This window comes from Massilia sp. Bi118 (assembly GCF_918697865.1).
Lineage (GTDB): Bacteria > Pseudomonadota > Gammaproteobacteria > Burkholderiales > Burkholderiaceae_D > Telluria.
Genome location: NZ_CAKKMV010000014.1, coordinates 48,369 through 70,688 on the forward strand (window position 1 = coordinate 48,369; position 22,320 = coordinate 70,688).

Annotated in this window: 20 protein-coding genes; 12 read left to right on the forward strand and 8 right to left on the reverse strand. The window is 65.8% G+C overall.

Annotated elements, in window-relative coordinates:
* Positions 1-22 precede the first annotated feature (22 nt).
* Entirely contained in the window at positions 23-1,015 is a 993-nt protein-coding gene (locus LQV39_RS19825; protein WP_230028004.1) for a serine/threonine protein kinase, read from the reverse strand.
* 223 nt (positions 1,016-1,238) lie between these two features.
* On the opposite strand from LQV39_RS19825, the gene LQV39_RS19830 reads away from it, so the two are divergent.
* Complete coding sequence (locus tag LQV39_RS19830; RefSeq protein WP_230028009.1) at positions 1,239-2,279, forward strand: alpha/beta hydrolase; 1,041 nt, start codon at positions 1,239-1,241, stop codon at positions 2,277-2,279.
* Positions 2,280-2,420: 141 nt separating this feature from the next.
* Positions 2,421-3,110 carry a UPF0149 family protein gene (locus LQV39_RS19835; protein WP_230028014.1) on the forward strand — a complete coding sequence of 230 codons (690 nt, stop codon included), beginning with the start codon at positions 2,421-2,423 and terminating at the stop codon, positions 3,108-3,110.
* Here the strand turns inward: LQV39_RS19835 and LQV39_RS19840 are convergent.
* The 4 genes from LQV39_RS19840 to LQV39_RS19855 form a co-directional block, all read right to left on the reverse strand.
* The gene (locus tag LQV39_RS19840) at positions 3,079-3,432 is read right to left on the reverse strand and encodes a cupredoxin family copper-binding protein (RefSeq protein WP_230028018.1); all 354 of its coding nucleotides are present in this window, start codon (positions 3,430-3,432) and stop codon (positions 3,079-3,081) included. The two genes, LQV39_RS19835 and LQV39_RS19840, sit on opposite strands and share 32 nt — an antisense overlap.
* Complete coding sequence (locus LQV39_RS19845; protein ID WP_374199448.1) at positions 3,429-3,944, reverse strand: DUF4142 domain-containing protein; 516 nt, start codon at positions 3,942-3,944, stop codon at positions 3,429-3,431. The genes LQV39_RS19840 and LQV39_RS19845 overlap by 4 nt, the downstream gene beginning before the upstream one ends.
* A 53-nt stretch (positions 3,945-3,997) precedes the next feature.
* Entirely contained in the window at positions 3,998-4,681 is a 684-nt protein-coding gene (locus LQV39_RS19850) for an RNA polymerase sigma factor (RefSeq protein WP_230028027.1), read from the reverse strand.
* Positions 4,682-4,817: 136 nt separating this feature from the next.
* Positions 4,818-5,918 carry an HPP family protein gene (locus tag LQV39_RS19855; RefSeq protein ID WP_230028033.1) on the reverse strand — a complete coding sequence of 367 codons (1,101 nt, stop codon included), beginning with the start codon at positions 5,916-5,918 and terminating at the stop codon, positions 4,818-4,820.
* Between the two features lie 207 nt (positions 5,919-6,125).
* On the opposite strand from LQV39_RS19855, the gene LQV39_RS19860 reads away from it, so the two are divergent.
* From LQV39_RS19860 to LQV39_RS19870, 3 genes are all read left to right on the forward strand, one after another.
* On the forward strand, positions 6,126-6,470 hold the full coding sequence (locus tag LQV39_RS19860; RefSeq protein WP_230028379.1) for a MarR family winged helix-turn-helix transcriptional regulator: 345 nt from the start codon (positions 6,126-6,128) through the stop codon (positions 6,468-6,470).
* Between the two features lie 19 nt (positions 6,471-6,489).
* On the forward strand, positions 6,490-8,250 hold the full coding sequence (locus LQV39_RS19865; RefSeq protein ID WP_230028039.1) for a chloride channel protein: 1,761 nt from the start codon (positions 6,490-6,492) through the stop codon (positions 8,248-8,250).
* Between the two features lie 98 nt (positions 8,251-8,348).
* The gene (locus LQV39_RS19870) at positions 8,349-9,299 is read left to right on the forward strand and encodes an MBL fold metallo-hydrolase (protein ID WP_374199452.1); all 951 of its coding nucleotides are present in this window, start codon (positions 8,349-8,351) and stop codon (positions 9,297-9,299) included.
* A gap of 1 nt (position 9,300) precedes the next feature.
* Here LQV39_RS19870 and LQV39_RS19875 read toward each other — a convergent pair whose 3' ends face one another.
* A complete protein-coding gene (locus LQV39_RS19875) occupies positions 9,301-11,775 on the reverse strand; it encodes an ATP-binding protein (RefSeq protein WP_230028050.1) in 2,475 nt (824 codons plus the stop codon).
* A gap of 81 nt (positions 11,776-11,856) precedes the next feature.
* Positions 11,857-12,441 carry an oligoribonuclease gene (orn, locus tag LQV39_RS19880; protein WP_230028057.1) on the reverse strand — a complete coding sequence of 195 codons (585 nt, stop codon included), beginning with the start codon at positions 12,439-12,441 and terminating at the stop codon, positions 11,857-11,859.
* A gap of 53 nt (positions 12,442-12,494) precedes the next feature.
* Between orn and LQV39_RS19885 the strand changes: the two genes are divergently transcribed.
* The 5 genes from LQV39_RS19885 to LQV39_RS19905 all read left to right on the forward strand — a co-directional run bounded on the left by LQV39_RS19885 (position 12,495) and on the right by LQV39_RS19905 (position 17,340).
* Positions 12,495-13,793, forward strand: a complete 1,299-nt coding sequence (locus LQV39_RS19885) for a M48 family metallopeptidase (protein WP_230028062.1) — start codon at positions 12,495-12,497, stop codon at positions 13,791-13,793.
* Positions 13,790-14,134, forward strand: a complete 345-nt coding sequence (locus tag LQV39_RS19890; protein WP_230028065.1) for a 4a-hydroxytetrahydrobiopterin dehydratase — start codon at positions 13,790-13,792, stop codon at positions 14,132-14,134. Before LQV39_RS19885 ends, LQV39_RS19890 begins: the two co-directional genes overlap by 4 nt.
* Positions 14,131-15,048 carry a ribosome small subunit-dependent GTPase A gene (gene rsgA / locus LQV39_RS19895; protein ID WP_230028067.1) on the forward strand — a complete coding sequence of 306 codons (918 nt, stop codon included), beginning with the start codon at positions 14,131-14,133 and terminating at the stop codon, positions 15,046-15,048. The genes LQV39_RS19890 and rsgA overlap by 4 nt, the downstream gene beginning before the upstream one ends.
* 40 nt (positions 15,049-15,088) lie before the next feature.
* Positions 15,089-16,015 carry an ornithine carbamoyltransferase gene (argF, locus tag LQV39_RS19900; protein ID WP_230028070.1) on the forward strand — a complete coding sequence of 309 codons (927 nt, stop codon included), beginning with the start codon at positions 15,089-15,091 and terminating at the stop codon, positions 16,013-16,015.
* A 92-nt stretch (positions 16,016-16,107) separates the two neighbouring features.
* Positions 16,108-17,340, forward strand: a complete 1,233-nt coding sequence (locus LQV39_RS19905) for an argininosuccinate synthase (protein ID WP_230028073.1) — start codon at positions 16,108-16,110, stop codon at positions 17,338-17,340.
* A 178-nt stretch (positions 17,341-17,518) separates the two neighbouring features.
* Here LQV39_RS19905 and LQV39_RS19910 read toward each other — a convergent pair whose 3' ends face one another.
* The gene (locus LQV39_RS19910; protein WP_230028075.1) at positions 17,519-19,816 is read right to left on the reverse strand and encodes a catecholate siderophore receptor Fiu; all 2,298 of its coding nucleotides are present in this window, start codon (positions 19,814-19,816) and stop codon (positions 17,519-17,521) included.
* Positions 19,817-19,989: 173 nt separating this feature from the next.
* Here LQV39_RS19910 and LQV39_RS19915 point away from each other — a divergent pair, with 173 nt between their 5' ends.
* Together LQV39_RS19915 and LQV39_RS19920 are read left to right on the forward strand one after the other, a co-directional pair.
* Positions 19,990-20,331 (forward strand): YkgJ family cysteine cluster protein, encoded by a 342-nt coding sequence (locus LQV39_RS19915; protein WP_230028077.1) that lies wholly within the window; start codon positions 19,990-19,992, stop codon positions 20,329-20,331.
* A gap of 170 nt (positions 20,332-20,501) precedes the next feature.
* Positions 20,502-22,313, forward strand: coding sequence for a methyl-accepting chemotaxis protein (locus LQV39_RS19920; RefSeq protein ID WP_230028079.1), 1,812 nt, complete (start codon positions 20,502-20,504; stop codon positions 22,311-22,313).
* Positions 22,314-22,320 lie beyond the last annotated feature (7 nt).

A 22,320-nucleotide genomic window follows, 5' to 3' on the forward strand; every position in this document is an offset into this window, starting at 1 on the left:
GATTGCCTGCCAATTCAGGAGATCAAACCGGCCACAGGGGCGGCTCATCCATTAAGGCCACTTGTTCCCTGAGCTCCAGGATACGGTCCTGCCAGTAACGCTGGGTATTGAACCAGGGGAATGCCGCCGGAAAAGCCGGGTCGTCCCAGCGCATCGCCAGCCAGGCCGAATAGTGGATCAGGCGCAGCGTCCTTAATGCTTCGACCAGATGGAGCTGGCGCGGGTCGAATTCGCAGAAGTCCTCGTATCCGGCCAGCACGTCGCCCATCTGGCGCACCATTTCCTGGCGCTCGCCCGAGAGCAGCATCCACAGGTCCTGCACGGCCGGGCCCATGCGGCTGTCGTCGAAGTCGACGAAGTGCGGGCCGTCGCCAGTCCACAGCACGTTGCCCGCGTGGCAATCGCCGTGCAGGCGCAGCAGCGGCACATCGCCGGCGCGGTCGAAACAGCGGGCGACGCCATCCAGCGCCTGGTCGAGCACGCTGGCATAGGCGGTCAGCAGTTCGTGCGGGATGAACCCGTGGCCCAGCAGCCAGGCGCGCGGCGCGCGGCCGAAGGTATCGAGGTTCAGCGCAGGACGCTGTTCGAAAGCCTGCAAAGCGCCGACCGCGTGGATGCGGCCTATGAAGCGCCCGGTCCACTCCAGCACTTTCGGGTCGGACAGCTCGGGCGCGCGCCCGCCGCGGCTGGGGAAGACAGCAAAGCGAAAGCCGCCGAATGCGTGCAGCGTGCGCCCGTCCAGCACCTCGGCCGGCACCACCGGCACCTCGGCCCGCGCCAGCTCTTCGGTAAAGGCGTGTTCCTCGAGGATGGCGGCGTCGCTCCAGCGCGCGGGGCGGTAGAACTTGACCACCACCGGCTGGCCCTCTTCGCGGCCGACCCGGTAGACCCGGTTTTCGTAGCTGTTCAGGGCCAGCAGGCGGCCGTCGCCGCGCAGGCCCACGCTGTCGACCGCGTCCAGCACCATCAGCGGATCGAGACGTGAAAAAGGATGTGTTGCCGTTTGATCTTCCATGCCGCCATTGTAAGGCCGGCGGCAGGCGGGCGCACCCTCCGTCCAACTTTGCTGAATTTATGCATGAGCCTGTTTCAAAAGGCCATATTTTTTCGCTACGGAATCGATATGAAAATGAATTTGCCGATTTTGACAAGGATTATGGTCGCAATGTGCGTGGACGTACCGAGAAATCGCCTGGCGCCGGGTGTCATTGAGGCCTCAACTTATACGGAGAAAAACAATGACCAGGACCACCCTCACCCTGACCGCGCTCGCCGCCGCCCTCGCCTGCAACGCCGCCATGGCCCAGGACGCCGCCCAGCCGCCCAAGGCCGAAGCCCACATGCAGAAGGTGCTGGACGCCCTCGAATCGCTGAACGGCAAGCCGATCGAGACCCTGAGCCCCGAAGAAGCGCGCAAGCAGCCGACGCCGGCCGACGCGGTCAGGAAGGTGCTGGCGGACGAGAAGAAGAGCACGGCGCCGGAACCGGGCGTGACGGTCAAGGACATGACGGTGCCGGTCGAGGGCGGCAGCGTGCCGGTCCACATCTTCACGCCCGAGGGCAAGGGCCCCTTCCCGGTGATGGTCTACTACCACGGCGGCGGCTTCGTCATCGCCGACACCAAGGTCTACGAGGCCTCGCCCCGCGCGCTGGCGAAAATGGCCAAGGCGATCATGGTCTCGGTCGACTACCGCCGCGCGCCGGAGCACAAGTTCCCGACCGCGCCGAACGACGCCTACGCGGCCTACATCTGGACCACTCGGCATGCGAAGGAATTCAACGGCGACCCGGCGCGCGTGGCGGTCGGCGGCGAATCGGCGGGCGGCAACCTGGCCACCGTGGTGTCGATGATGGCGCGCGATAAAAAGGCGCAGATGCCGGTGCACCAGCTGCTGGTCTATCCGGTGGTCGACAACGACATGAACAACGCCTCCTACCAGCGCAACGCGAATGCCAAGCCGCTCAACAAGGCGATGATGGCCTGGTTCTTCAAGCACTACGGCGGCGATCCTTCGAGCCCGTATGCGCTGCCGATGAAGGCGTCTTCCCTGAAAGGCCTGCCGCCGGCCACCATCGTCGCCGCCGAGATCGACCCGCTGCTCAGCGAAGGCAAGGCCTATGCCGACAAGCTCAAGAAGGACGGCGTGAAAGTCGACTACAAGGAATACAGCGGCGTGACCCATGAATTCTTCGGCATGGGCGCGGTGGTGCCGAAGGCCAAGGATGCCGAGCAGTATGCGGCCGACGCCCTGAAGAAGGCCTTCGACGCCGGGCATTGATAGAAAAGCACGCAGCGACACTCACAGGTTTTCCGTTTGCGCGCAGATGGCCCTGACCGGCCGCCTGCGCGCTTTTTTATGCCGGATCGGGGGCGCAGGCGTTACACTGGCGCCTTCAATGAACGGAACACCTGAACCACCATGCAACTCGAACAGCCCCTCAGCGACAAAGAATTCGACGATCTCGACAACTTCCTGCTGTCCGAACGCAGCCCGGAAGGCGCGATGACGATGGATACCCTGCACGGCTACCTGACTGCGATCGCGATCGGCCCGGAATCCATCATGCCGGCCGAGTGGCTGCCGCGCGTCTGGGGCGAAGAAGGCGCCGCGCCCAAGTGGAAAAACCCGAAGGAAGAGCAGCGCATCGTCAACCTGATCATGCGCTTCATGAACGAAGTGCTGATCACCTTCGAGGTCGCGCCCAAGGAATTCGAGCCGCTCTACGTCGAGCATGAAGTCGACGGCGAGAGCCTGATCGACGCCGAAGCCTGGTGCTGGGGCTTCTGGGAAGGCATGGACCTGCGTCCCGGCTCCTGGGACGAAATCTGGGACTCCGAAGCCGGCGCCATGATGCGCCCGATCTACCTGCTGGGCGCCGACGAGATCGAGGAAAGCGAGCTGCCTGAAGTCGAGGACCCGCGCCTGGCCCACAAGCTGGCGCTGGACATCGAAGCCAATCTGCCCGCCATCCACCGTTTCTGGCTGCCGCGCCGCAAGGCCGCGGTCGAAACCGTGCGCCACGAGCAGCCGAAGGTCGGCCGCAACGACGACTGCCCCTGCGGCAGCGGCAAGAAGTTCAAGAAGTGCTGCGGCGCCGAGCAGGCCTGATTTCTGCCTTGGTATCTTCCTTGACCTCCACCCTGCCCATCATTACCGGGTGCAGGGTGCAGAGGTAGTCGAAACTCTCCCCCTGGCGCAGCACCTGGCGCCAGCTCTGTCCCGGTTTCAGCTCGCCCGACTTGATGCCCGCCGCGGCCGCGGTGACGTTGTGGACGAACATGTCCTTGTTCACCCAGGTGATGGTGTCGCCCGGTTTTACCATGAGCACCTTCGGCGAGAAGGCCATGTCCTGGATGATCACGCGGTGATCGGCCGCGCCGGCGTTTTGCGCGGCGGCGATCAGGCATACGCCTAGCGCCAGCAGTCTCATTTCATCTGCGCCTGCATGTGCTTCGCGTGCTCGAGGTGGGCCGCGATCGCCGGCCTTACCTTCGTCAGCAAGGCTTTCAGCTCGGCGTTGGAGGCGCTCGGGATCAGGGTCTTGTCGATCGCATCCAGCACGGCCTGGTGGTAGCTCACCTCGTTGTCGACGTAGGCCTTGTCGAAGGCGGCGCCGGACAGTCCTTTCAGCTTGTCGCGGGCCGCCACGCCGCCCTGGGTCAGCGATTTGCTGGTGTCGTTTTCTTCCGGCGTCACGTGCAGCTTCGTCACCAGCGCCACCGCCTGCTGGTTGACGGCCGAGTGGTCGGTCACCATGCGCTGGGCGAAGGCGCGCACCTCCTTGTTCTTGGTCTTCGATTCGGCCAGCTTGCCGGCGTCGATGTCGACCGTGTTGGCAGCGACGACGATGGCGGCGATCTGCGCATCGTTGGGATTGGCGGCGTGGGCGGTGCTCAGGCTTGCCGCGGCCAGCAGGGCGAGCAGGATCTTGGTCTTGTTCATGGCAGTCTCCATTCGGTTTGAGAGGTGAAGCGTGCCATTCGATGCAGCAAACCCTATTCGCGTTCCCGGAGCCTCTCCATCACTTTCGCGACGATCCGGCTGCAACGCTCGCCGTCGAAGCCGAAAGCATCTTCGAGCGCGACATCGAGCTCGCGCGCCAGCGCCTCGCGCAGCATGCCGCGCGCGCGGAAGTAGCGGCTGCGCACCGTGGCGTCGGGGATGCCCAGCACCTTGGCGGTTTCCTCGACGCTGAGCTCCTCGACGGCGCGCAGGATGAACACGGTGCGAAAGACTTCCGGCAGGCCGTCGATCTTCGCTTCGATCAGGCCGCGCGCCTGGGTGCGCTGGAAGGCCTGCTCCGGCTGGTCCGCGGCATCGCCATGTCCGGGTTCGCGCATCGCCGCCAGGCCGTCCAGCAGCGGCTCGGCGCCGAGTTCGATGACCTCGGCCATGCGGCCGGCGCTGCGGCGCCGCATCAGGGCGGCATTCATCACGATACGGGTCAGCCAGGTGGCCAGCGAGGACTCGCCGCGAAAGCCCGGCAAGGCGCGGTAGGCCTGGATATAAGCCTCCTGCAGCGCATCTTCGGCCTCGGCATCGTCGCGCAAAATGCTGCGCGCCACGCGGTAGAGCCGGCGGTTATAGCGCCGCATCAAATCGGCAAAAGCCGCCTGCTCGCCGTCCACCACGCGCTGGCGGAGGGCGGCGTCCGTTTCGTTCTCAAGTGCAGCCTGCATGGTGGTCTCCTCATTGTTCGAGCCAATTAGATGCACCTTGCCCGCCGGACGTTTCCAAAATTCGGGGTCAGACCCCGATTTTTGGAAATATTTTTCGAGATATTGCCAAAATTCGGGGTCTGACCCCGGTTTGATGTTACGCAGGTTCCATCAGTTTGCCCTCGAACAGCGCCGCCAGCAGGTCCGAGTGGCTGACCACGCCGGCGAAGATGCCGCGGGCGTCCACCACCGGGATGTGGTGCAGGCCGCGGTTGCTCATCAGGGGCACCAGTTCCGCGATCGGGTCGTCGGCGGCCACGGTCTGGACGTGGCGGTGCATGATGTCGACCACTTTTGCAGGCCTGTCGCCGCGCAGGCCGAACAGGTGGCCGACCACGCCGCGCAGGCGTTCGCCCAGGGTCTGGTAGTCGTCCAGGCCCAGGTGGTGCAGGAAATCGTTCTGGCCGACCACGCCGACCACATGGCCGGCCTTGTCCAGCACCGGCAGCGCGTGCAGGGCGTGGCGGCGCAGCAGGGTCCAGGCTTCCGCCAGCGGCATGCCGGGACGCACCGTCACCGCATCCTTCGACATGATGGCGCCGCAGGTGATGACCCCGAAGCGGCGCCCGTAGGCCTGGGCTTCGGTCTCCAGCAGGATCTCTTCCAGGTCGTCGCGGCTGATGTCCAGCACCTGGCCGTAGCGCGCCAGCGCCGCGTCCAGGTCTTCCTTGGTGAAGCCGATGCGCGCGGTCGGCACCGGGTCGCGGGTGGCGTGCACGTTCTTCAGCATCGACTGCTGGGTGTGCGGATAGCGGCGCCCGGTCAGGTTATTGAAGACCAGCGCCACCAGCACGATCAGGGCCGAGTTCAGGCACACCGGCACGAAGGCGAAACCGAAGCCGGCGGCGTGCACGGCCGGGCCGCCCAGCACCGTCGTCAGCGCCACCGCGCCGCTGGGCGGGTGCAGGCAGCGCAGCAGGAACATCACCAGGATCGCCAGGGAACCGGCCAGCGGCGCCGCCAGCAGCGGATTGCCGATCGCCTTGGCGCAGGCGATGCCGACCAGGGCCGAGATGGTATTGCCGCCGATGACCGACCAGGGCTGGGCCAGCGGGCTGGCCGGCACGCAGAACAGCAGCACGGCCGAGGCGCCCATCGGCGCCACCAGGGCCAGCGGCAGGGTCGCCGTGCCGAGCAAGTGCATGCTGAGACCGGCGGTGAGGAGCAGGCCGATCAAGGCGCCTGCCACGGAACGCATTCTTTCGTGACGCGGGACGGTATTACGTTGCGGGACGAAGGCGCGCAACCAGTTCAATGCGTGATCCAAGATGAGACTTCTTCAAAAAATACATCACGATATGATATATTATTCGGCTTCTCTCTGCCACGACCCGCCTCAGTGCCCTCTTTTGTGAAGCCCCTAGCCAAGTCCGATTTCGCCGCCCTCTCCGAATTCCGCTACCAGATGCGCCGCTACGAGCACTTCTCGGAAAACGCCGTGCAGGCGGAAGGCATCACGCCCCTGCAATACCTGCTGCTCCTGCACATCAAGGGCTTCCAGGGCCGCGAGTGGGCGACCATCGGCGAGCTGGCCGAGCGCCTGCAGGCCAAGCAGCACGGCGTGGTCGCGCTGGTGACACGCTGCGAGGAAGCCGGCCTGGTCGAGCGCCGCGCCAACCTGGATGACCGGCGCCGCGTCGAAGTGCACCTGCTGCCTGCCGGCGAAGACATCCTCACGCGCCTGGCCGAAGTCCACCGCGCCGAACTGCGCGCCCTGCAAGGCGTATTCACGATTCCCAACCTGCCCTGACTGAGTCACGAAACCCAAAATGTCCGTACCCCATCACCATTTACCCGAACGCCGCGACTTTTCCGGCGACCTGCGGCTGCTGCTCATCGCTGCGATCGCCGCCGTCATCGGCGGCCTTGCCGTGCTGGCCGCCCACGTGCTGCTGCTCCTGATCCGCTTCTTCACCGACCTGTTCTTCTACCAGCGCTTCTCGATCGCCGACCTCTCGCCCGCCAACCACACGCTGGGCGCCTGGGTGATCGCCGTGCCCGTGATCGGCGGCATCATCATCGGCCTGATCGCCCGCTACGGCACCGAGCAGATCCGCGGCCACGGCATCCCGGAAGCGATCGAGGCGATCATGTTCAAGAACAGCGCGATGTCGCCCAAGGTCGCGGTGCTGAAGCCGCTGGCCTCCGGCATCGCGATCGGCAGCGGCGGCCCCTTCGGCGCCGAAGGCCCGATCATCATGACCGGCGGCGCGATCGGCTCGCTGATCGCCCAGCACTTCCACCTGACCGGCGGCGAGCGCAAGTCGCTGCTGGTGGCCGGCGCCGTCTCCGGCATGACGGCGGTGTTCGGCACCCCGGTGGCGGCGGTGCTGATGGCGGTCGAGCTGCTGCTGTTCGAACTGCGTCCGCGCAGCCTGCTGCCGGTGGCCGTGGCCTGCGCGGTGGCCGGTTTCCTGCGCCCGCTGGCGATGGAAGCGGGACCGCTGTTCCCGCTGCAGACCCTGCCGGTGGCGCCGATCGCCCTGCTGTCCTGCGTCGTGGCCGGCGTGCTGTGCGGCGCGCTGTCGTGGACCATGTCGACCATGCTCTACCGCGCCGAAGACTGGTTCCACAAACTGCCGATCCACTGGATGTGGTGGCCGGCGCTGGGCGCGCTGGCGGTCGGCATCGGCGGCTATTTCCAGCCGCGCGCGCTGGGCGTGGGCTACGACGTGATCGGCGACCTGCTGCATAACCACCTGGCGATGAGCGCGGTGCTGGCCCTGCTGGCCGTGAAGTTCGTGATCTGGCTGATCGCGCTGGCCTCCGGCACCTCGGGCGGGGTGCTGGCGCCGCTGCTGATGCTGGGCGCCGGCCTCGGCTCCCTGCTTGCTCCTTTCCTGCCCGGCGCCGAGCCGGCCCTGTGGCCGCTGGTGTTCATGGCCGCAACCCTGGGCGGCATGATGCGCGCGCCGGTGATGGCGGTGGTGTTCGCCTTCGAACTCACGCACGATTCCAACGCCCTGCTGCCGCTGCTGGCCGCCGCCGCCGGCGCCTACGGCTTCACGGTGCTGGCGATGGGCCGCTCGATCCTGACCGAGAAGATCGCCCGCCGCGGCCACCACATCTACCGCGAATACGGCATCGACCCGCTCGAGCGCCACAGCGTGGCCGAAGTCATGACGGCCCAGGTCCTGAGCGTCGACGCCGACGCCACCGTGGCGAGCGTGTTGGCCTCGCACTTCGGCGCGGAGCAGAAGCACCGCGGCTTCCCGGTCACGCGCGGCGGCCTGCTGGTCGGCATGCTGGACCGCGACGCCCTCGACGGCCAGGCAATGGACACGAAAGTCGGCCAGCTGTTCGGCATCAACAAGCCGCCGCATGCGCTGGCCGGCGAGACCTGCCGCATCGTCGCCACCCGCCTGGCGGTGCACGGCATCGAGCGCCTGCCGGTGGTGGCCAGCGCAGCCGAACCGCGGCTGCTGGGCATCGTCAGCCGCAGCGACCTGATCAAGGCGACCGCCGGCCTGCATGTCGAGGAGCACGAGCGCCGCGTGCTGCGTCGCGTGCCGTTGACAAAGCGGAGCTGAGCACTGCGCCGGGTCCAGCTTTTTGCTGAACAATCATGTACGATAGGCAACACGCGCATCCGCGCGGTTGCCTATTTTCACTTGAGGACAAGAACATGATGAAACCGCTCAAGCGCACCCTCACCGCCATCGCCGCCGCCGCGGCACTGGCCTCCGCCGCCCACGCCGCGGCGCCGATGGTCAAGAGCCCGGCCCCCGGCTTCTTCCGCGTGATGGTGGGCGACATCGAAGTCACCCCGATCAGCGACGGCACCGTCGACCTGCCGGTCGACCAGCTGCTGCGCCAGAAGCCCGAGCAGACCAGGTCGACGCTGGAAAAGAACTTCCTGAAGCTGCCGCTGGAAACCTCGGACAACGCCTTCCTGATCAATACAGGCAGCAAGCTGGTGCTGGTCGATACCGGCGCCGGCGCCCTGTTCGGCCCGACCCTCGGCAAGTTCGTGCAGAACCTGAAGGCCGCCGGCTACCAGCCGGAGCAGATCGACGAGATCTACGTCACCCACATGCACGGCGATCACGTCGGCGGCCTGGCCCGCGACGGCAAGCGCGCCTTCCCGAACGCCGTGGTTCGCGCCGGCAAGGCGGACGCCGATTTCTGGCTGAGCCAGGCGAACATGGACAAGGCGCCGAAAGAGAAGAAAGGCTTCTTCCAGGGCGCGATGGCTTCGATCAACCCCTACGTCCAGGCCGGCAAGTTCAAGGCCATCGAAGGCAACGGCGAGCTGGTGCCGGGCGTCTCGGCGGTGGCGGAACACGGCCACACCCCGGGCCACACGACCTATGTGGTGGAAAGCAAGGGCCAGAAGCTGGTGCTGATCGGCGACCTGATCCACGTGGCGGCGGTCCAGATGGACAATCCGCAGGTCACGATCGGCTTCGACAGCGACGAAAAGGCCGCCGCTGCCTCCCGCAAGAAAGTGTTCGACGACGCCGCCAAGAACGGCTGGCTGATCGGCGGCGCCCACCTGCAATTCCCCGGCCTGGGCCACCTGCAGACCCAGGGCAAGGGCTACCGCTGGGTGCCCGTCAACTACACCCAGATGCGCTAACTCAGGCGTTCGTGGCGGCGGCCAGGATCGCCGCCAGCTTGTCCAGGTCGACCGGCTTGACCATGTGATGGTCGAAGCCGGCTTCCAGGGCGGCGCGGCGGTCCTGCTCCTGCCCGTAGCCGGTCACCGCCACCAGCAGCGTCGCGCGCGTGCAGGGCTCGAGACGCAGCCTGCGCGCCAGCTCGTTACCGTCCATCTCGGGCAGGCCGATGTCCAGCAGGCCCACGTCCGGGCATTCCTTTTTCGCCAGCTCCAGCGCGCGCAGCGAATCGTGCTCCACCATCACCTCGTAGCCGCAGGCTTCCAGCAGCATGGACAGCGTGGCGGCGGCGTCGACGTTGTCGTCCACCACCAGCACCCGCAGCGGACGCGCTTGCCCTTCCTGGACGCTGGCCGTGAGCTCGTCGGCGCCGCGCGCGGGCTGCTGCATCAGCGGCAGCGTGACGGTGAAGGTGCTGCCCCGGCCCGGGCCCGGGCTGTCGCAGGCCACCGTGCCGCCATGCAGCTCGACCAGGTTCTTGACCAGGGCCAGGCCCAGTCCGAGCCCGCCCTGCGAGCGGTCGGAGGAGCGCTGGGCCTGGGCGAACAGCTCGAACACGCGCTCCGTCAATTCCTTCTCCATGCCGATGCCTTCGTCGCGCACCGACAGCACCAGGCTGTCGGCGCCCGCTTCGGCGCGGGCTTCGATCTCGATGCGTTTTTCCTCGGGGGTGTATTTCGCCGCGTTGTTGAGCAGGTTGGCCATGACCTGCACCAGGCGCGCCTTGTCGCCGAGGACCGTGGCCTCGGGCTCGACCAGCCTGACCGACAGCGACTGACGGCGCGTCTCGAACAGCGGCCGCACCTGCTCGATGGCTTCGTCGACGATGGTACGCGCCGACACCGGCGCGCGCGCCAGCGTCACCAGCCCGCGCGTGACGCGCGAGACGTCCAGCAAATCGTCCACCAGGCTGGTCATGTGCCTGACCTGGCGGCCGATGATGGCGCTGCTCTGGCGTACGCGCTGCTCGTCGAGGCGGCCGATTTTGAGCAGGTCGGCCGCGGCGCTGATCGGCGCCAGCGGGTTGCGCAGTTCGTGCGCCAGCATGGCCAGGAATTCATCCTTGCGCTGGTCGGCCGCGCGCAGCTTTTCTTCCGCCTGCTTGCGCTCGGTGATGTCAAGGAAGAAGCCGACGATGCCGCCGTCGCCGGCCGGATAGGCGCGCACCTCGAACCAGGCGCCGCTGGCGCGGTTGCCCAGGTGCTGGAACTCGGTCCTGCCGTGCACGCGCGTGCGCATCACCTGGTGGTACAGGCGGCCGGCCTCGGTGTCCAGGGTCTCGGGCCAGACCTCCCAGTGATTGTGGCCGATCACCTGGGCGGCCGTGCGATTCGACATGCGCAGTCCTTCGGCATTCATCTGCAGCACGGTCCAGTCGGCGGCGATCAGCACGAAGCCCTCGGCGATCGAGTCGAGGATGTTGCGGCTGCGGTCGCGTTCTTCGCGCAGGGCTTCGAGGGCGCGCGCCAGGTCCAACGCGCTCCACAGGCGCTCGGCCATGCTGCGCGCCAGCGCGATCTCGGCCTCGCTCCAGCGGTGCGGCTGTTCGTGGCCCAGCGCCAGGAAGGCCAGCAGGCGGCCGGATTTCACCAGCGGCACCAGCAGGCTGGAACTCACGCCCATCGCCGACAGGTAGGCCTGCTGGTAGGGCATGGTGCGCGGGTCCATGCGGACGTCGGTGATGGCGATGACTTCGCCCGCACGCCCGCGCGCCGCCACGTCCTCGCCGAAGGCGGCGATCGAGAAGGTCTTGCCGGACAGGGTCGAGCTGCCGCTGCCGGTCCAGTCGCGCGGCACGTAAAACGTCCCGCGCGCCTCGTCGACTTCGCCGTACATCACGTGCCCGGCGCCCAGCTCGCGGCCGAGCAGCTCGCTGGCGGTGGCGATCGCCTCTTCGCTGGACGTGAGCGGCCGCAGCGCGTCGGCCAGGGCCAGCTCGAAGGCGGCGCGGCGCTCGGCCTCGACGCGGGCGGTGGTCTCGATGCAGGTGCAGTACACCCCCATCACCCTGCCCTCGCCGTCGTGCAGCGGCGAGTAGGAGAAGGTGAAATAAGTTTGCTCCAGATAGCCCTTGCGCTCCATGGTGAGCGGCATGTCCTCGAAATAGGAGGACTGGTCGGCCATGGCGCGCCCGGCGATCGGTCCGAGGTCGGCCCAGATCTCGGCCCAGACGCGCGAGAACTGGTCGCCGAAGGCAGCCGGGTGCTTGTCGCCGAGGATGGGGACGTAGGCGTCGTTGTACAGGAAAACCTGCTGCGGGCCCCATACGACGAACATCGGGAAGGTCGAGCTGAGGACCATGGACAAGGCCGTGGCCAGTTCGGGGGGCCAGGACCCGGGCGGACCCAGCGGAGAGGAATGCCAGTCGCGGGCGCCTAGCAGGCGCCGCGTCCCGCTGTCGCCGAGCCCGGCGGTAATGCGCAGAATGTCAGCCATGAGGAATTATTCCACATTTCGTGTGGAATAATTCACAATTTCCATGCTGCACTGCGCGGCAGCGAAATTACAGCTTGCGCTTTACAGCTTGATGAAGTGCTCGCGGTAGTAGCGCAGCTCTTCGATCGACTCGACGATGTCGGCCAGCGCGGTGTGTTTCTGGGCCTTCTTGAAGCCCGAAGCCAGTTCCGGCTTCCAGCGGCGGCACAGTTCCTTCAGGGTCGACACGTCCAGGTTGCGGTAGTGGAAGAAGGCTTCCAGCTTCGGCATGCCGCGCGCCATGAAGCGGCGGTCCTGGCAGATCGAATTGCCGCACATCGGCGATTTGTTGGCCGGCACCCACTGCTTGAGGAAGGCGATCAGCTGCTCTTCGGCCTGGGCTTCGTTCACGGTCGAGGCTTTCACGCGGTCGATCAGGCCCGATTTTCCGTGGGTGCCCTTGTTCCAGTTGTCCATCTTGTCGAGCGTCTCGTCACTCTGGTGGATGGCGAACACCGGGCCTTCGGCCAGGATGTTCAGCTCGGCGTCGGTAACGACCACGGCCACTTCGATGATGCGATCGTTGTCCGGATCGAGGCCGGTCATTTCCATGTCGAGCCAGACGAGGTTCATGTCGTTGGGGCGTGGGGTGACAGTAGGGGTTTGGGTTTCGTTGGCTTGTGACATAATCTGTTCTTTGGCTGTATATAGTCAGTCCGCCATTTTCTCACAGGCACACGATGCTTTCATTCGCGTTTTCGGTTTTGTTCGTCATTTTTTTCATGTTGACCCTGGTGTTGCGGTACTGGCTGGCCAGCCGGCACGTCCGCCACGTCCTGCGTCACCGTGATCGGGTGCCGGCCGAATTCGCCGGCAAGATCCCGCTTGCCGCGCACCAGAAGGCCGCCGACTACACGGTCGCCAAGACCCGCTACGGCCTGGTGCACGCGGTGTGGAGCGGCCTGGTGCTGGTCGGCTTCACGCTGCTGGGCGGCCTGCAGGCGCTGTCGATCGCGCTGCTGCAGCTGACGGGTCCGGGCATGGCGCACCAGATCGGCCTGATCGTGGCCTATGCCGTCATCGCCGGCGTGCTCGACCTGCCCTTCTCGTATTACTTCCAGTTCGTGCTGGAGCAGCGCTTCGGCTTCAACAAAATGACGATGAAACTGTGGCTGCTCGATGCCGTCAAGGGCACGCTGCTGGGCGCGGTCATCGGCCTGCCGCTGCTGTGGGTCGTGCTGACCCTGATGGACCGCACCGGCGCGCTGTGGTGGCTGTATGCCTGGCTGGTGTTCAGCGGCTTCCAGCTCTTGATGATGGTGCTCTACCCGACCGTCATCGCGCCGATGTTCAACAAGTTCACGCCGCTCGGCGACGAGAGCCTGAAAAGCCGCATCGAAGGCCTGATGGCGCGCGTCGGCTTCGCCTCCAAAGGCCTGTTCGTGATGGACGGCAGCAAGCGCTCGAGCCACGGCAACGCCTATTTTTCCGGCTTCGGCGCCAACAAGCGCATCGTCTTCTTCGACACCCTGCTCGAGCGCCTGGCGCCCAGCGAGATCGAAGCCGTGCTGGCGCACGAGCTGGGCCACTTCAAGCTGAAGCACATCGTCAAGCGCATCGTGGTCGCCTTTGCGCTGTCGCTGGTGTTCCTGGCGCTGCTGGGCTGGCTGAAGAACCAGGTGTGGTTCTACACCGGCCTGGGCGTGCTGCCGCTGCTGGGCCAGAACAACGACGCGATGGCGCTGCTGCTCTTCATGCTGGTGCTTCCGGTGTTCACCTTCCCCTTCGCGCCGCTCACCTCGATCACCTCGCGCAAGCACGAATTCGAGGCCGACGCCTTTGCCGCCAGCCACAGCGACGCGCGCGAGCTGGTCTCGGCCCTGGTCAAGATGTACGAGGACAATGCCTCGACCCTGACCCCGGACCCGCTGCATTCGGCCTTCTACGATTCGCATCCGCCGGCCTCGATCCGCATCCGGCGCCTGCACGAGGCGGGCGCCTTGAACGGCGCCGGCACGGCCGGCATGGAGCCCGCATGAACACGGTCCTGCCTTTGATCGAGCGCCACTGCACGCACGGCGCGCCGGCGCTGGACGCCGCCGCCATCGCCAGTCTGCTGGCGCAGCTGCCGGACTGGCACGCCGACGGCAATCGCCTGGTGCGCGAGTTCCTGTTCCGCGACTATCACGAGACCATCGAGTTCGTGAACGCGCTGGCCTTCATGGTCCACCGCGAAGACCACCACCCGGACCTGCAGGTGAGTTACCGCCGCTGCACGGCCTCGTGGACCACGCACTCGGCCGGGCACCAACTGAGCGAGAACGATTTCATCTGCGCCGCCAAGGCTGGCGCGCTGTACGCGGGGCGGGCCGGCGCATGAGCAAAGACCTGGATCTTAAAGGCACCATCGTCGCCGCCCACGGCCGCCACTACCTGGCCGACGTCGGCGATGCGCAGTCTTCCGAATTCCTCCAGTGCGTCACGCGCGGCAAGAAGACCAACGTCGCCGTCGGCGACATCGTGCACCTGAAGCGCACCTCGGACAACCAGGCGGTGATCGAGAAGATCGCCGAGCGGACCACCCTGCTCTACCGCTCCGACCAGTACAAGTCGAAGCTGCTGGCGGCGAACATCACGCGCCTGTTCATCGTCATCGCCACCGAGCCGAGCTTCGCCGACGACCTGGTCTCGCGCGCCCTGGTGGCCTGCGAGGCGGCCGGCGTCGAGGCCCACCTGATCCTCAACAAGGTCGACGTCGAAGCGCCGCTGGCCCGCGCCCGCGAGCGCGCCGGCCTGTACGCGAGCCTCGGCTATCCGCTGCACGAAGTCTCGGCCAGGACCGATCCGGAAGGCGCGGTCGCCACCCTCATGCCGCTGCTCGAAGGCCAGTCCTCGATCTTCATCGGCCAGTCGGGCATGGGCAAGTCCTCGCTGATCAACCTGCTGGTGCCGGACGCCGACATCGCCGTGCGCGAGATCTCGGCGGCGCTGGACACCGGCAAGCACACCACCACCTTCACCCGGCTCTACCGGCTGCCGGGCAATGGCGGCGGCCAGATCATCGACTCGCCGGGCTTCCAGGAATTCGGCCTGTACCACCTGACGGAAGGCATGCTGGAACGCGCCTTCGTCGAGTTCAAGCCCTTCCTGGGCGGCTGCAAGTACTACAATTGCCGCCACCTGGCCGAGCCGCAGTGCGCCATCCTGACGGCGGTCGAAGAAGGCAGGATCGCGAAGATCCGGCACGAGCTGTATGCGCAGCTTCTGCACGAGTCGGCCCAAACCTTGTATTGATCGAATATAATCAGGCAGATCCCCGCATTCCCGACATAACATGGCTGTCCAGACCCCCATCAAGCACTTCCTGCAGTTCTCCGACTTTTCCCGCGACGAGTTCGAGTACGTGATCGAGCGCGCGGCCGTCATCAAGCGCAAGTTCAAGGCCTACGAGGTCTACCACCCGCTGGTCGACCGCACCCTGGTGATGGTGTTCGAGAAGAGCTCGACCCGTACCCGTTTGAGCTTCGAAGCCGGCATGCACCAGCTGGGCGGCGCGGCGATCTACCTGAACACCCGCGACAGCCAGCTGGGCCGCGGCGAGCCGGTCGAAGACGCCGGCCAGGTCATGAGCCGCATGTGCGACATCATCATGGTGCGCACCTTCGGCCAGGAGATCATCGAGCGCTTCGCCGCGAATTCGCGGGTCCCGGTGATCAACGGCCTGACCAACGAACACCACCCCTGCCAGGTGCTGGCCGACGTGTTCACCTATTTCGAGCACCGCGGTTCCATCGTCGGCAAGACCGTCGCCTGGATCGGCGACGCCAACAACATGCTGTACTCGTGGCTGCAGGCGGCCGAGGTGTTCGGCTTCCACCTGAACGTGTCGACCCCGAAGGGCTACGACATCGACCCGTCCCTGGTTAACACGAACAACTACACCTTCTTCGAAAACCCCTCGGATGCCTGCGCCGGCGCGCACCTGGTCAACACCGACGTGTGGACCAGCATGGGCTACGAAAAAGAAAATGCCGAACGCCTGAAAGCCTTCGATGGCTTCATGGTGGACGGCGCCAAGATGGCGCGTGCAGCACCCGACGCGCTGTTCATGCACTGCCTGCCCGCACACCGCGGTGAGGAAGTGGCGGCCGAAGTCATCGACGGCCCGCAATCGGTGGTGTGGGACGAAGCCGAGAACCGGCTGCACGTGCAGAAGGCGCTGATCGAGTACCTGCTGCTGGGCCGCATCGAAGATAAATAACGCATCATCACCACAACCCTAGTTTGATCGTCGGCCCAGCAATGGGCCGGCTGACCATAAATCCCCCTCCTCTCTCATTCACTGGAACTCCCATGAGCGACATTAAAAAAGTAGTCCTCGCCTACTCCGGCGGCCTCGATACCTCCGTCATCCTCAAATGGCTGCAGGATCACTACAACTGCGAAATCGTTACCTTCACCGCCGACCTGGGACAAGGTGAAGAGCTGGAACCGGCGCGCGCCAAGGCCATCAAGTTCGGCATCAAGCCGGAAAACATCTACATCGACGACGTGCGCGAAGAATTCGTGCGCGACTTCGTGTTCCCGATGTTCCGCGCGAACACCGTCTACGAAGGCGAATACCTGCTGGGCACCTCGATCGCGCGTCCGCTGATCGCGAAGCGCCTGATCGAGATCGCCAACGAAACCGGCGCCGACGCCGTCTCGCACGGCGCGACCGGCAAGGGCAACGACCAGGTACGCTTCGAGCTGGGCGCCTATGCGCTGAAGCCGGACGTCAAGATCATCGCCCCGTGGCGCGAATGGGACCTGCTGTCGCGCGAGAAGCTGCTGAAGTACGCGGAAGACGCCGGCATCGAAATCGACATGAAGCACAAGAACGGCGGCGCGCCCTACTCGATGGACGCCAACCTGCTGCACATCTCCTTCGAAGGCCGCCACCTGGAAAACCCGAGCGCGGAAGCCGAGGAATCGATGTGGCGCTGGACCGTGTCGCCGGAAGCGGCGCCGGACCAGGCCGAGTACCTCGACATCGAATACGAGCGCGGCGACATCGTCGGCCTGAACGGCGTCAAGATGACCCCGGCCCAGGTGCTGACCGAGCTGAACCGCCTCGGCGGCAAGCACGGCATCGGCCGCCTCGACCTGGTGGAGAACCGCTACGTCGGCATGAAGTCGCGCGGCTGCTACGAAACCCCGGGCGGCACCATCATGCTGCGCGCCCACCGCGCGATCGAATCGATCACCCTGGACCGCGAAGTGGCGCACCTGAAGGATGACCTGATGCCGCGCTACGCTTCGCTGATCTATAACGGCTACTGGTGGGCGCCGGAGCGCGTCGCGCTGCAGACCCTGATCGACCACACGCAGCAATCGGTGAACGGCTGGGTCCGCGTCAAGCTCTACAAGGGCAACGTGATCGTGGTCTCGCGCGATTCGAAGACCGATTCGCTGTTCGACATGAACATCGCGACCTTCGACGAAGACGGCGGCGCCTACAACCAGGCGGATGCGGGCGGCTTCATCAAGCTGAATGCGCTGCGTATGCGGATTGCTGCGAAGGCGCGTGCCAAGCGCGGGCAGTAAATTTCTCGTGTAGGAATGCGAAAGCCGCCGATCTGAAAGGATCGGCGGCTTTTTTTCGTCCAGCAGCGCGTAAACGTCGTCCCCGCGCAGGCGGGGATCCAAGTTCTGCATGGGCTATCGAAACGCAAACAAACTTGGGTCCCCGCCTTCGCGGGGACGACGGTTTCATAGCCGGTGGTCAGAAGTGGAAATTCGCCGTCACGCTGGCCCAGCGCGGCGCGCCCGGCGTGTAGCGGTAGCCGCTCTTGTTGATCGCCGCGATATAGCGCTTGTCGAACAGGTTGTAGACGTTCAGGCGCAGGTCCAGCCAGCGGTTCACCGTGTAGCCCGCGGTCGCATCCGTCACCCAGTAATCGTCGGCGAAGGCCGGGGTGCCGACGGCGCCGTCGGTGCCGCGCAGCAGGCGGCCCTGGTAGCGCACGCCGCCGCCTACCTGCAGGCCGAACGGGAAGGTGTAGGTGGTCCAGCTGGTGAAGGCCTGTTTGGGTGTGTACGACAACGCGTTCTCGCCGAGCGCCGTCACCAGCTTGCCGGATTCGACGCTGGTGTCCATCCAGGTGTAGCCGGCGCTGACCAGCCAGTGGCGCGCCAGTTCGCCGGTCACGCCAAGTTCCACGCCCTGCACGCGTTTACGGCCGGTCTGGTAGTACTTCAGGTCGACCGGGTCCTGTTCGACCTCGTTCTTCACCTCGGTGCGGTAGAGGGCCGCGGTCAGCGCCAGCCGCTGCTTCAGCAGATCGAGCTTGCCGCCCAGTTCCGTGGTGGTGCTGACTTGCGGCTGGAAGACCGGGTTCGAGGCGCTGTTGGCGTTGCCGCTCAGGGTCAGGTTCGAGCCCGGCGGCTGCTTCGAATTGGCCCACAGGGCGTACACGCTGCTGTTGCGGGTCGGCTTGTACAGGGCCGAGACTTTGCCGCTGACGACATGGTCGGACAGCCCGATGTGGGCCGGGATCGGCGTGTTCACCGGCAGGGTCGGATTCGCGGCCAGGGTCGACAGCGTGACGGCGTCGTAGTCGACGTCGAAGCGGTCGATGCGCGCGCTGGCGCCGAACTGCCATTGTTCACCGATCTTGATGGTGTCGAGCAGGTAGGCCGACTGGGTGTCGACCTGGCCCTGGGTGCGGGCCCCGCTGCGCACCAGGTTCACGCCGCTGGCCAGGCTGCCTGGATCCGGACGATAGAGATTCGCGGCCGGCAGCGTGCCGGTGCCGGTATGGCTCCAGTTGTTCTGCTTTTCCGAACTCAGGTCCAGGCCGCTCACCAGCGTGTGGCGCAGGCTGCCGGTGCCGAACTCCGAAGTCAGCACGGTCTGGTTGGCCAGGATGGTGTTCTGCTGGTCCTTGATGGTACGGATTGTGCGTGCCAGGGCCCAGCCTGAGGGGTCGGCCTGATTCGGCGTGAGGAGGTTGGCGGTGTTGCCCATGAAGGCGCTCAGCAGGTAGAACTGCCGGGTCTTGCCGTAGCGGCTGGTGTTCCGCAGGCGCATGTGCGGGCTGAACTCGTGGTCGAGGATGGCCGTGAACATGTCGGCCTTGACGCGGTCGAAATCGCCCACCGAGCCATAGAAATTCTTCGGATCGACCGCCGCCGCATCGCTCAGGTAGGGCCGCTTCGGATCCGGGCTGGTGTAACCCGGCAGGCCGATGGTGGGCACGCCGCCGTCCGGACGGTTGTCCTGCTTGACGTGCAGGTAGTCGAGGTAGAGCTGGGTCGGACCGCGCAGGCCGAAGGCGATCGAGGGCGCCACGGCCCAGCGCTTGTCCTTCACCTCGTCACGCGCGGCGTTGCCGTTGTCCTGGTCGAGCAGGTTGACCCGCATGGCGATGCCGCGGCGGCCATCCAGCACGCGGTTGACGTCCGCGGTGCCGCGCAGGCGGTCGGCGCTGCCGGCGACAAGGCTGGCCTCGCCGAAGTTCTTGAGCTGCGGCTGCTTGGTGTTCAGGTTGATCGAGCCGGTCGGCGCGCCGCGCCCGGTGTCGGTGCCGGCCGGGCCTTTCAGCACGTCGATCTGCTCGATGTTGAAGACGTCGCGCGAGACCGAGCCGACATCGCGGATGCCGTCCACGAACAGGCTGCCCGAGCTGTCGAAGCCGCGCATGTAGATGGCGTCGCCGGTGTTGGTGCTGCCATTCTCTCCCAGGAAGAACGTGCCCACGCCGGGCGTATTGCGCAGCGCTTCGGTGAGGGTCACGGCGCCCTGCTGCTGGAACAGTTCCTTCTTGATGACGATGACGGTTTGCGGGGTGTCCAGCAGCGGCTGGGTGTACTTGGGCGAGCCGGCCTGGTCCGCCTTGTACTCGTTCTCGCGCTCGCGTTCGCCGTGGACGTGGATGCGCTGCGGCGAGCGGCCTTCGGCGGCGTCGGCGCTGGCGCCGTCCGCGGCGTGGCCGGCGAGCGGCAGCACCAGCATGGCCAGGGCGGCGCTCGCGGCTGGACGGAGGACGGGGTGTTTGCGGCTGGTGATCGGCTTTTTCATGTCTTATCGGTTGGCGTTGTTATGAATGGGTTAATCGAACGCCAGCGACTTTAACAAAACTTTACAGATAAGTAAACGCGAATCATTCTCATTATCGTTAACATTCATTGGAAAACATGTCTTTTCAACCATGCGGCAGCGCGCTACCATGTGCGCTTCCTGGCGCGACCGACATGAGCGATACGAGCGAACTCAACCCCTGCCTGGCCTGCGGCGCCTGCTGCAAGAGCTACCGGGTCTCCTTCTACTGGGCGGAGGCCGAGCAGCGCGGCCTGCCCGCCTTCCTGACCGAACAGGTCAATCCTTTCCTCTCGTGCATGGCGGGGACGAATACGAAGCGGCCGCATTGCGCGGCCCTGCTGCGTTCGAGCGACGGCGGCTTTGCCTGCCGGGTGTACGAGCAGCGGCCGGCTCCCTGCCGCGAGGTGCAGATCGGCGACGACAAGTGCCTGCAGGCGCGGGCGCGGCATGGCTTGCCGGCTTTGCCGGTGGATGGCCTGTCGCGAGAAATGTGACCAAATGTTGTTGCGATAGCGCATCATTGTTTCCCCGCTAGTTGCCAGGGATGTTACATTTGGGGATAGGCTCTATCCTCGATGCATGCTGCAGCTCGGCGGCTGGCGACTTCGGGGTCAGAGCCCACCCGATAAAACCGGGCTCTGACCCCTACGGACTCCCTGCGGCTATGCACAATCTCAACATCAAGAACAAACTGATGATCGGCTTCGGCGGTGTCGTCGCGATCATCCTGCTCCTGCTGGTCCTGGCCTATCACAACTTCGCGCGGCTCTCGGAAGCGCGCGAGTGGGACCGCCATAGCCTGGAAGTGCTGCTGGAGATTAACCACGTCTCCACTTCCGTGCTGCAGGTCCAGAGTTCGACCCGCGCCTATCTCCTGACCGGCAACGACACGCTGATCGCGCCGGTCCACAATGAACACGAAAGCGCCCGCACCCACCTGCGGCGTGCGATCGTCCTGACGGCCGACAATCCGTCCCAGCAGGAACGCCTCAGGCAGGTCGAGCCGCTACTGGAGGCGTGGATGGAACAGTCGGTCGGCCCGCAGATCGAACTGCGCCGACAGGCCGGCAAGGGAGGCCTGGGCCCGGTGACGGCGCAGGTCGACACGACGGTGCTGGCCGGCACCGGCAACGTCGCCACCATGCGCCAGGTGCTGGGCGAGATCGAAGCGGAAGAGAACCGCCTGCTGGCGCAGCGCAGCGAGGAGTCGAGCATGCTGCGGCGTTCGATGGACCTGCTGCTGAGCATAGGCGCAGCGGTGAGCGCGCTGCTGGCGATCCTGATCGGCACCCTGCTGGTGCGCGCCGTCTCGCGTCCGCTGGCCAGCCTGAGCGAAGCCGCGCGCAAGCTCGGCACCGGCATCCAGGGTGCGCGCGCCGAGGTGATTTCGCACGACGAGCTGGGCGCGGTGGCGCTCGAATTCAACCGCATGGCCCAGGCCATCGAAGACAGCCAGGCCAAGGAACTGGCCGCCACCAACGAACTGCGCGCCAAGGTCGACGCGCTGCTGGAAGTGGTCTCGAAGGCCGCGCGCGGCGACCTCACGGGCACCGTCACGATCCGCGGCGAAGATGCCGTCGGCCGCCTCGGCGAAGGCCTGGCGACCATGCTGGGCAACCTGCGCAGCCTGCTGAACAACGTGCAGCGCGCCGGCATCCAGGTGGCCAGCTCGGCGACCCAGATCGCAGCCTCGGCGCGCCAGCAGGAAGCGACCGGGATCGAGCAGGCCCAGACCAGCGTCGAGGTGCTGGCCACCACCAGGGAGATCTCGGCGAATACCGCCGAGCTGCTGCGCACCATGGAAGAAGCGACCGAGGTGGCCGACTACACCACCAGCGCCACCGCCGACGCCCAGGACAAGCTGAAGCACATGGACCACACCATGCAGCAGATGGTCAACGCCACCGACTCGATCGGCGCCAAGCTGGCCGCGCTGTCCGAGAAAGCCAGCAACATCAACAGCGTGCTGACCACCATCACCAAGGTTGCGGACCAGACCAACATCCTGTCGCTGAACGCCGCGATCGAGGCCGAGAAGGCCGGCGAGGCGGGCCGCGGCTTCTCGGTAGTGGCCACCGAGATCCGCCGCCTGGCCGACCAGACCTCGGTCTCGACCTGGGACATCGAGCAGATGCTGAAGGAGATGCAGTCGGCGGTGTCGGCCAGCGTGATGGGCATGGATAAATTCGCCGAGGAGATCCGCCGCAACGTCGGCGAAGCGCGCCACGTGGCCGAGCAGCTGTCCGGCATGATGGACCAGGTGCGCAAGCTGGGACCGCGCTTCGACCTGGTCCTGCAGGGGATGCAGTCGCAGTCCGTCGGCGCCTCGCAGATCTCGGGCACCATGATGCAGCTGTCCGACGCGACCCAGCAAACGGTGGACTCGCTGAAGGCCACCAGCGAAGCCGTGCACCAGTTGCAGTATGCGGCCGGCGACCTGCAGCAGTCGGTCGCCACTTTCTCCGTGAACGATTAAGACAAGC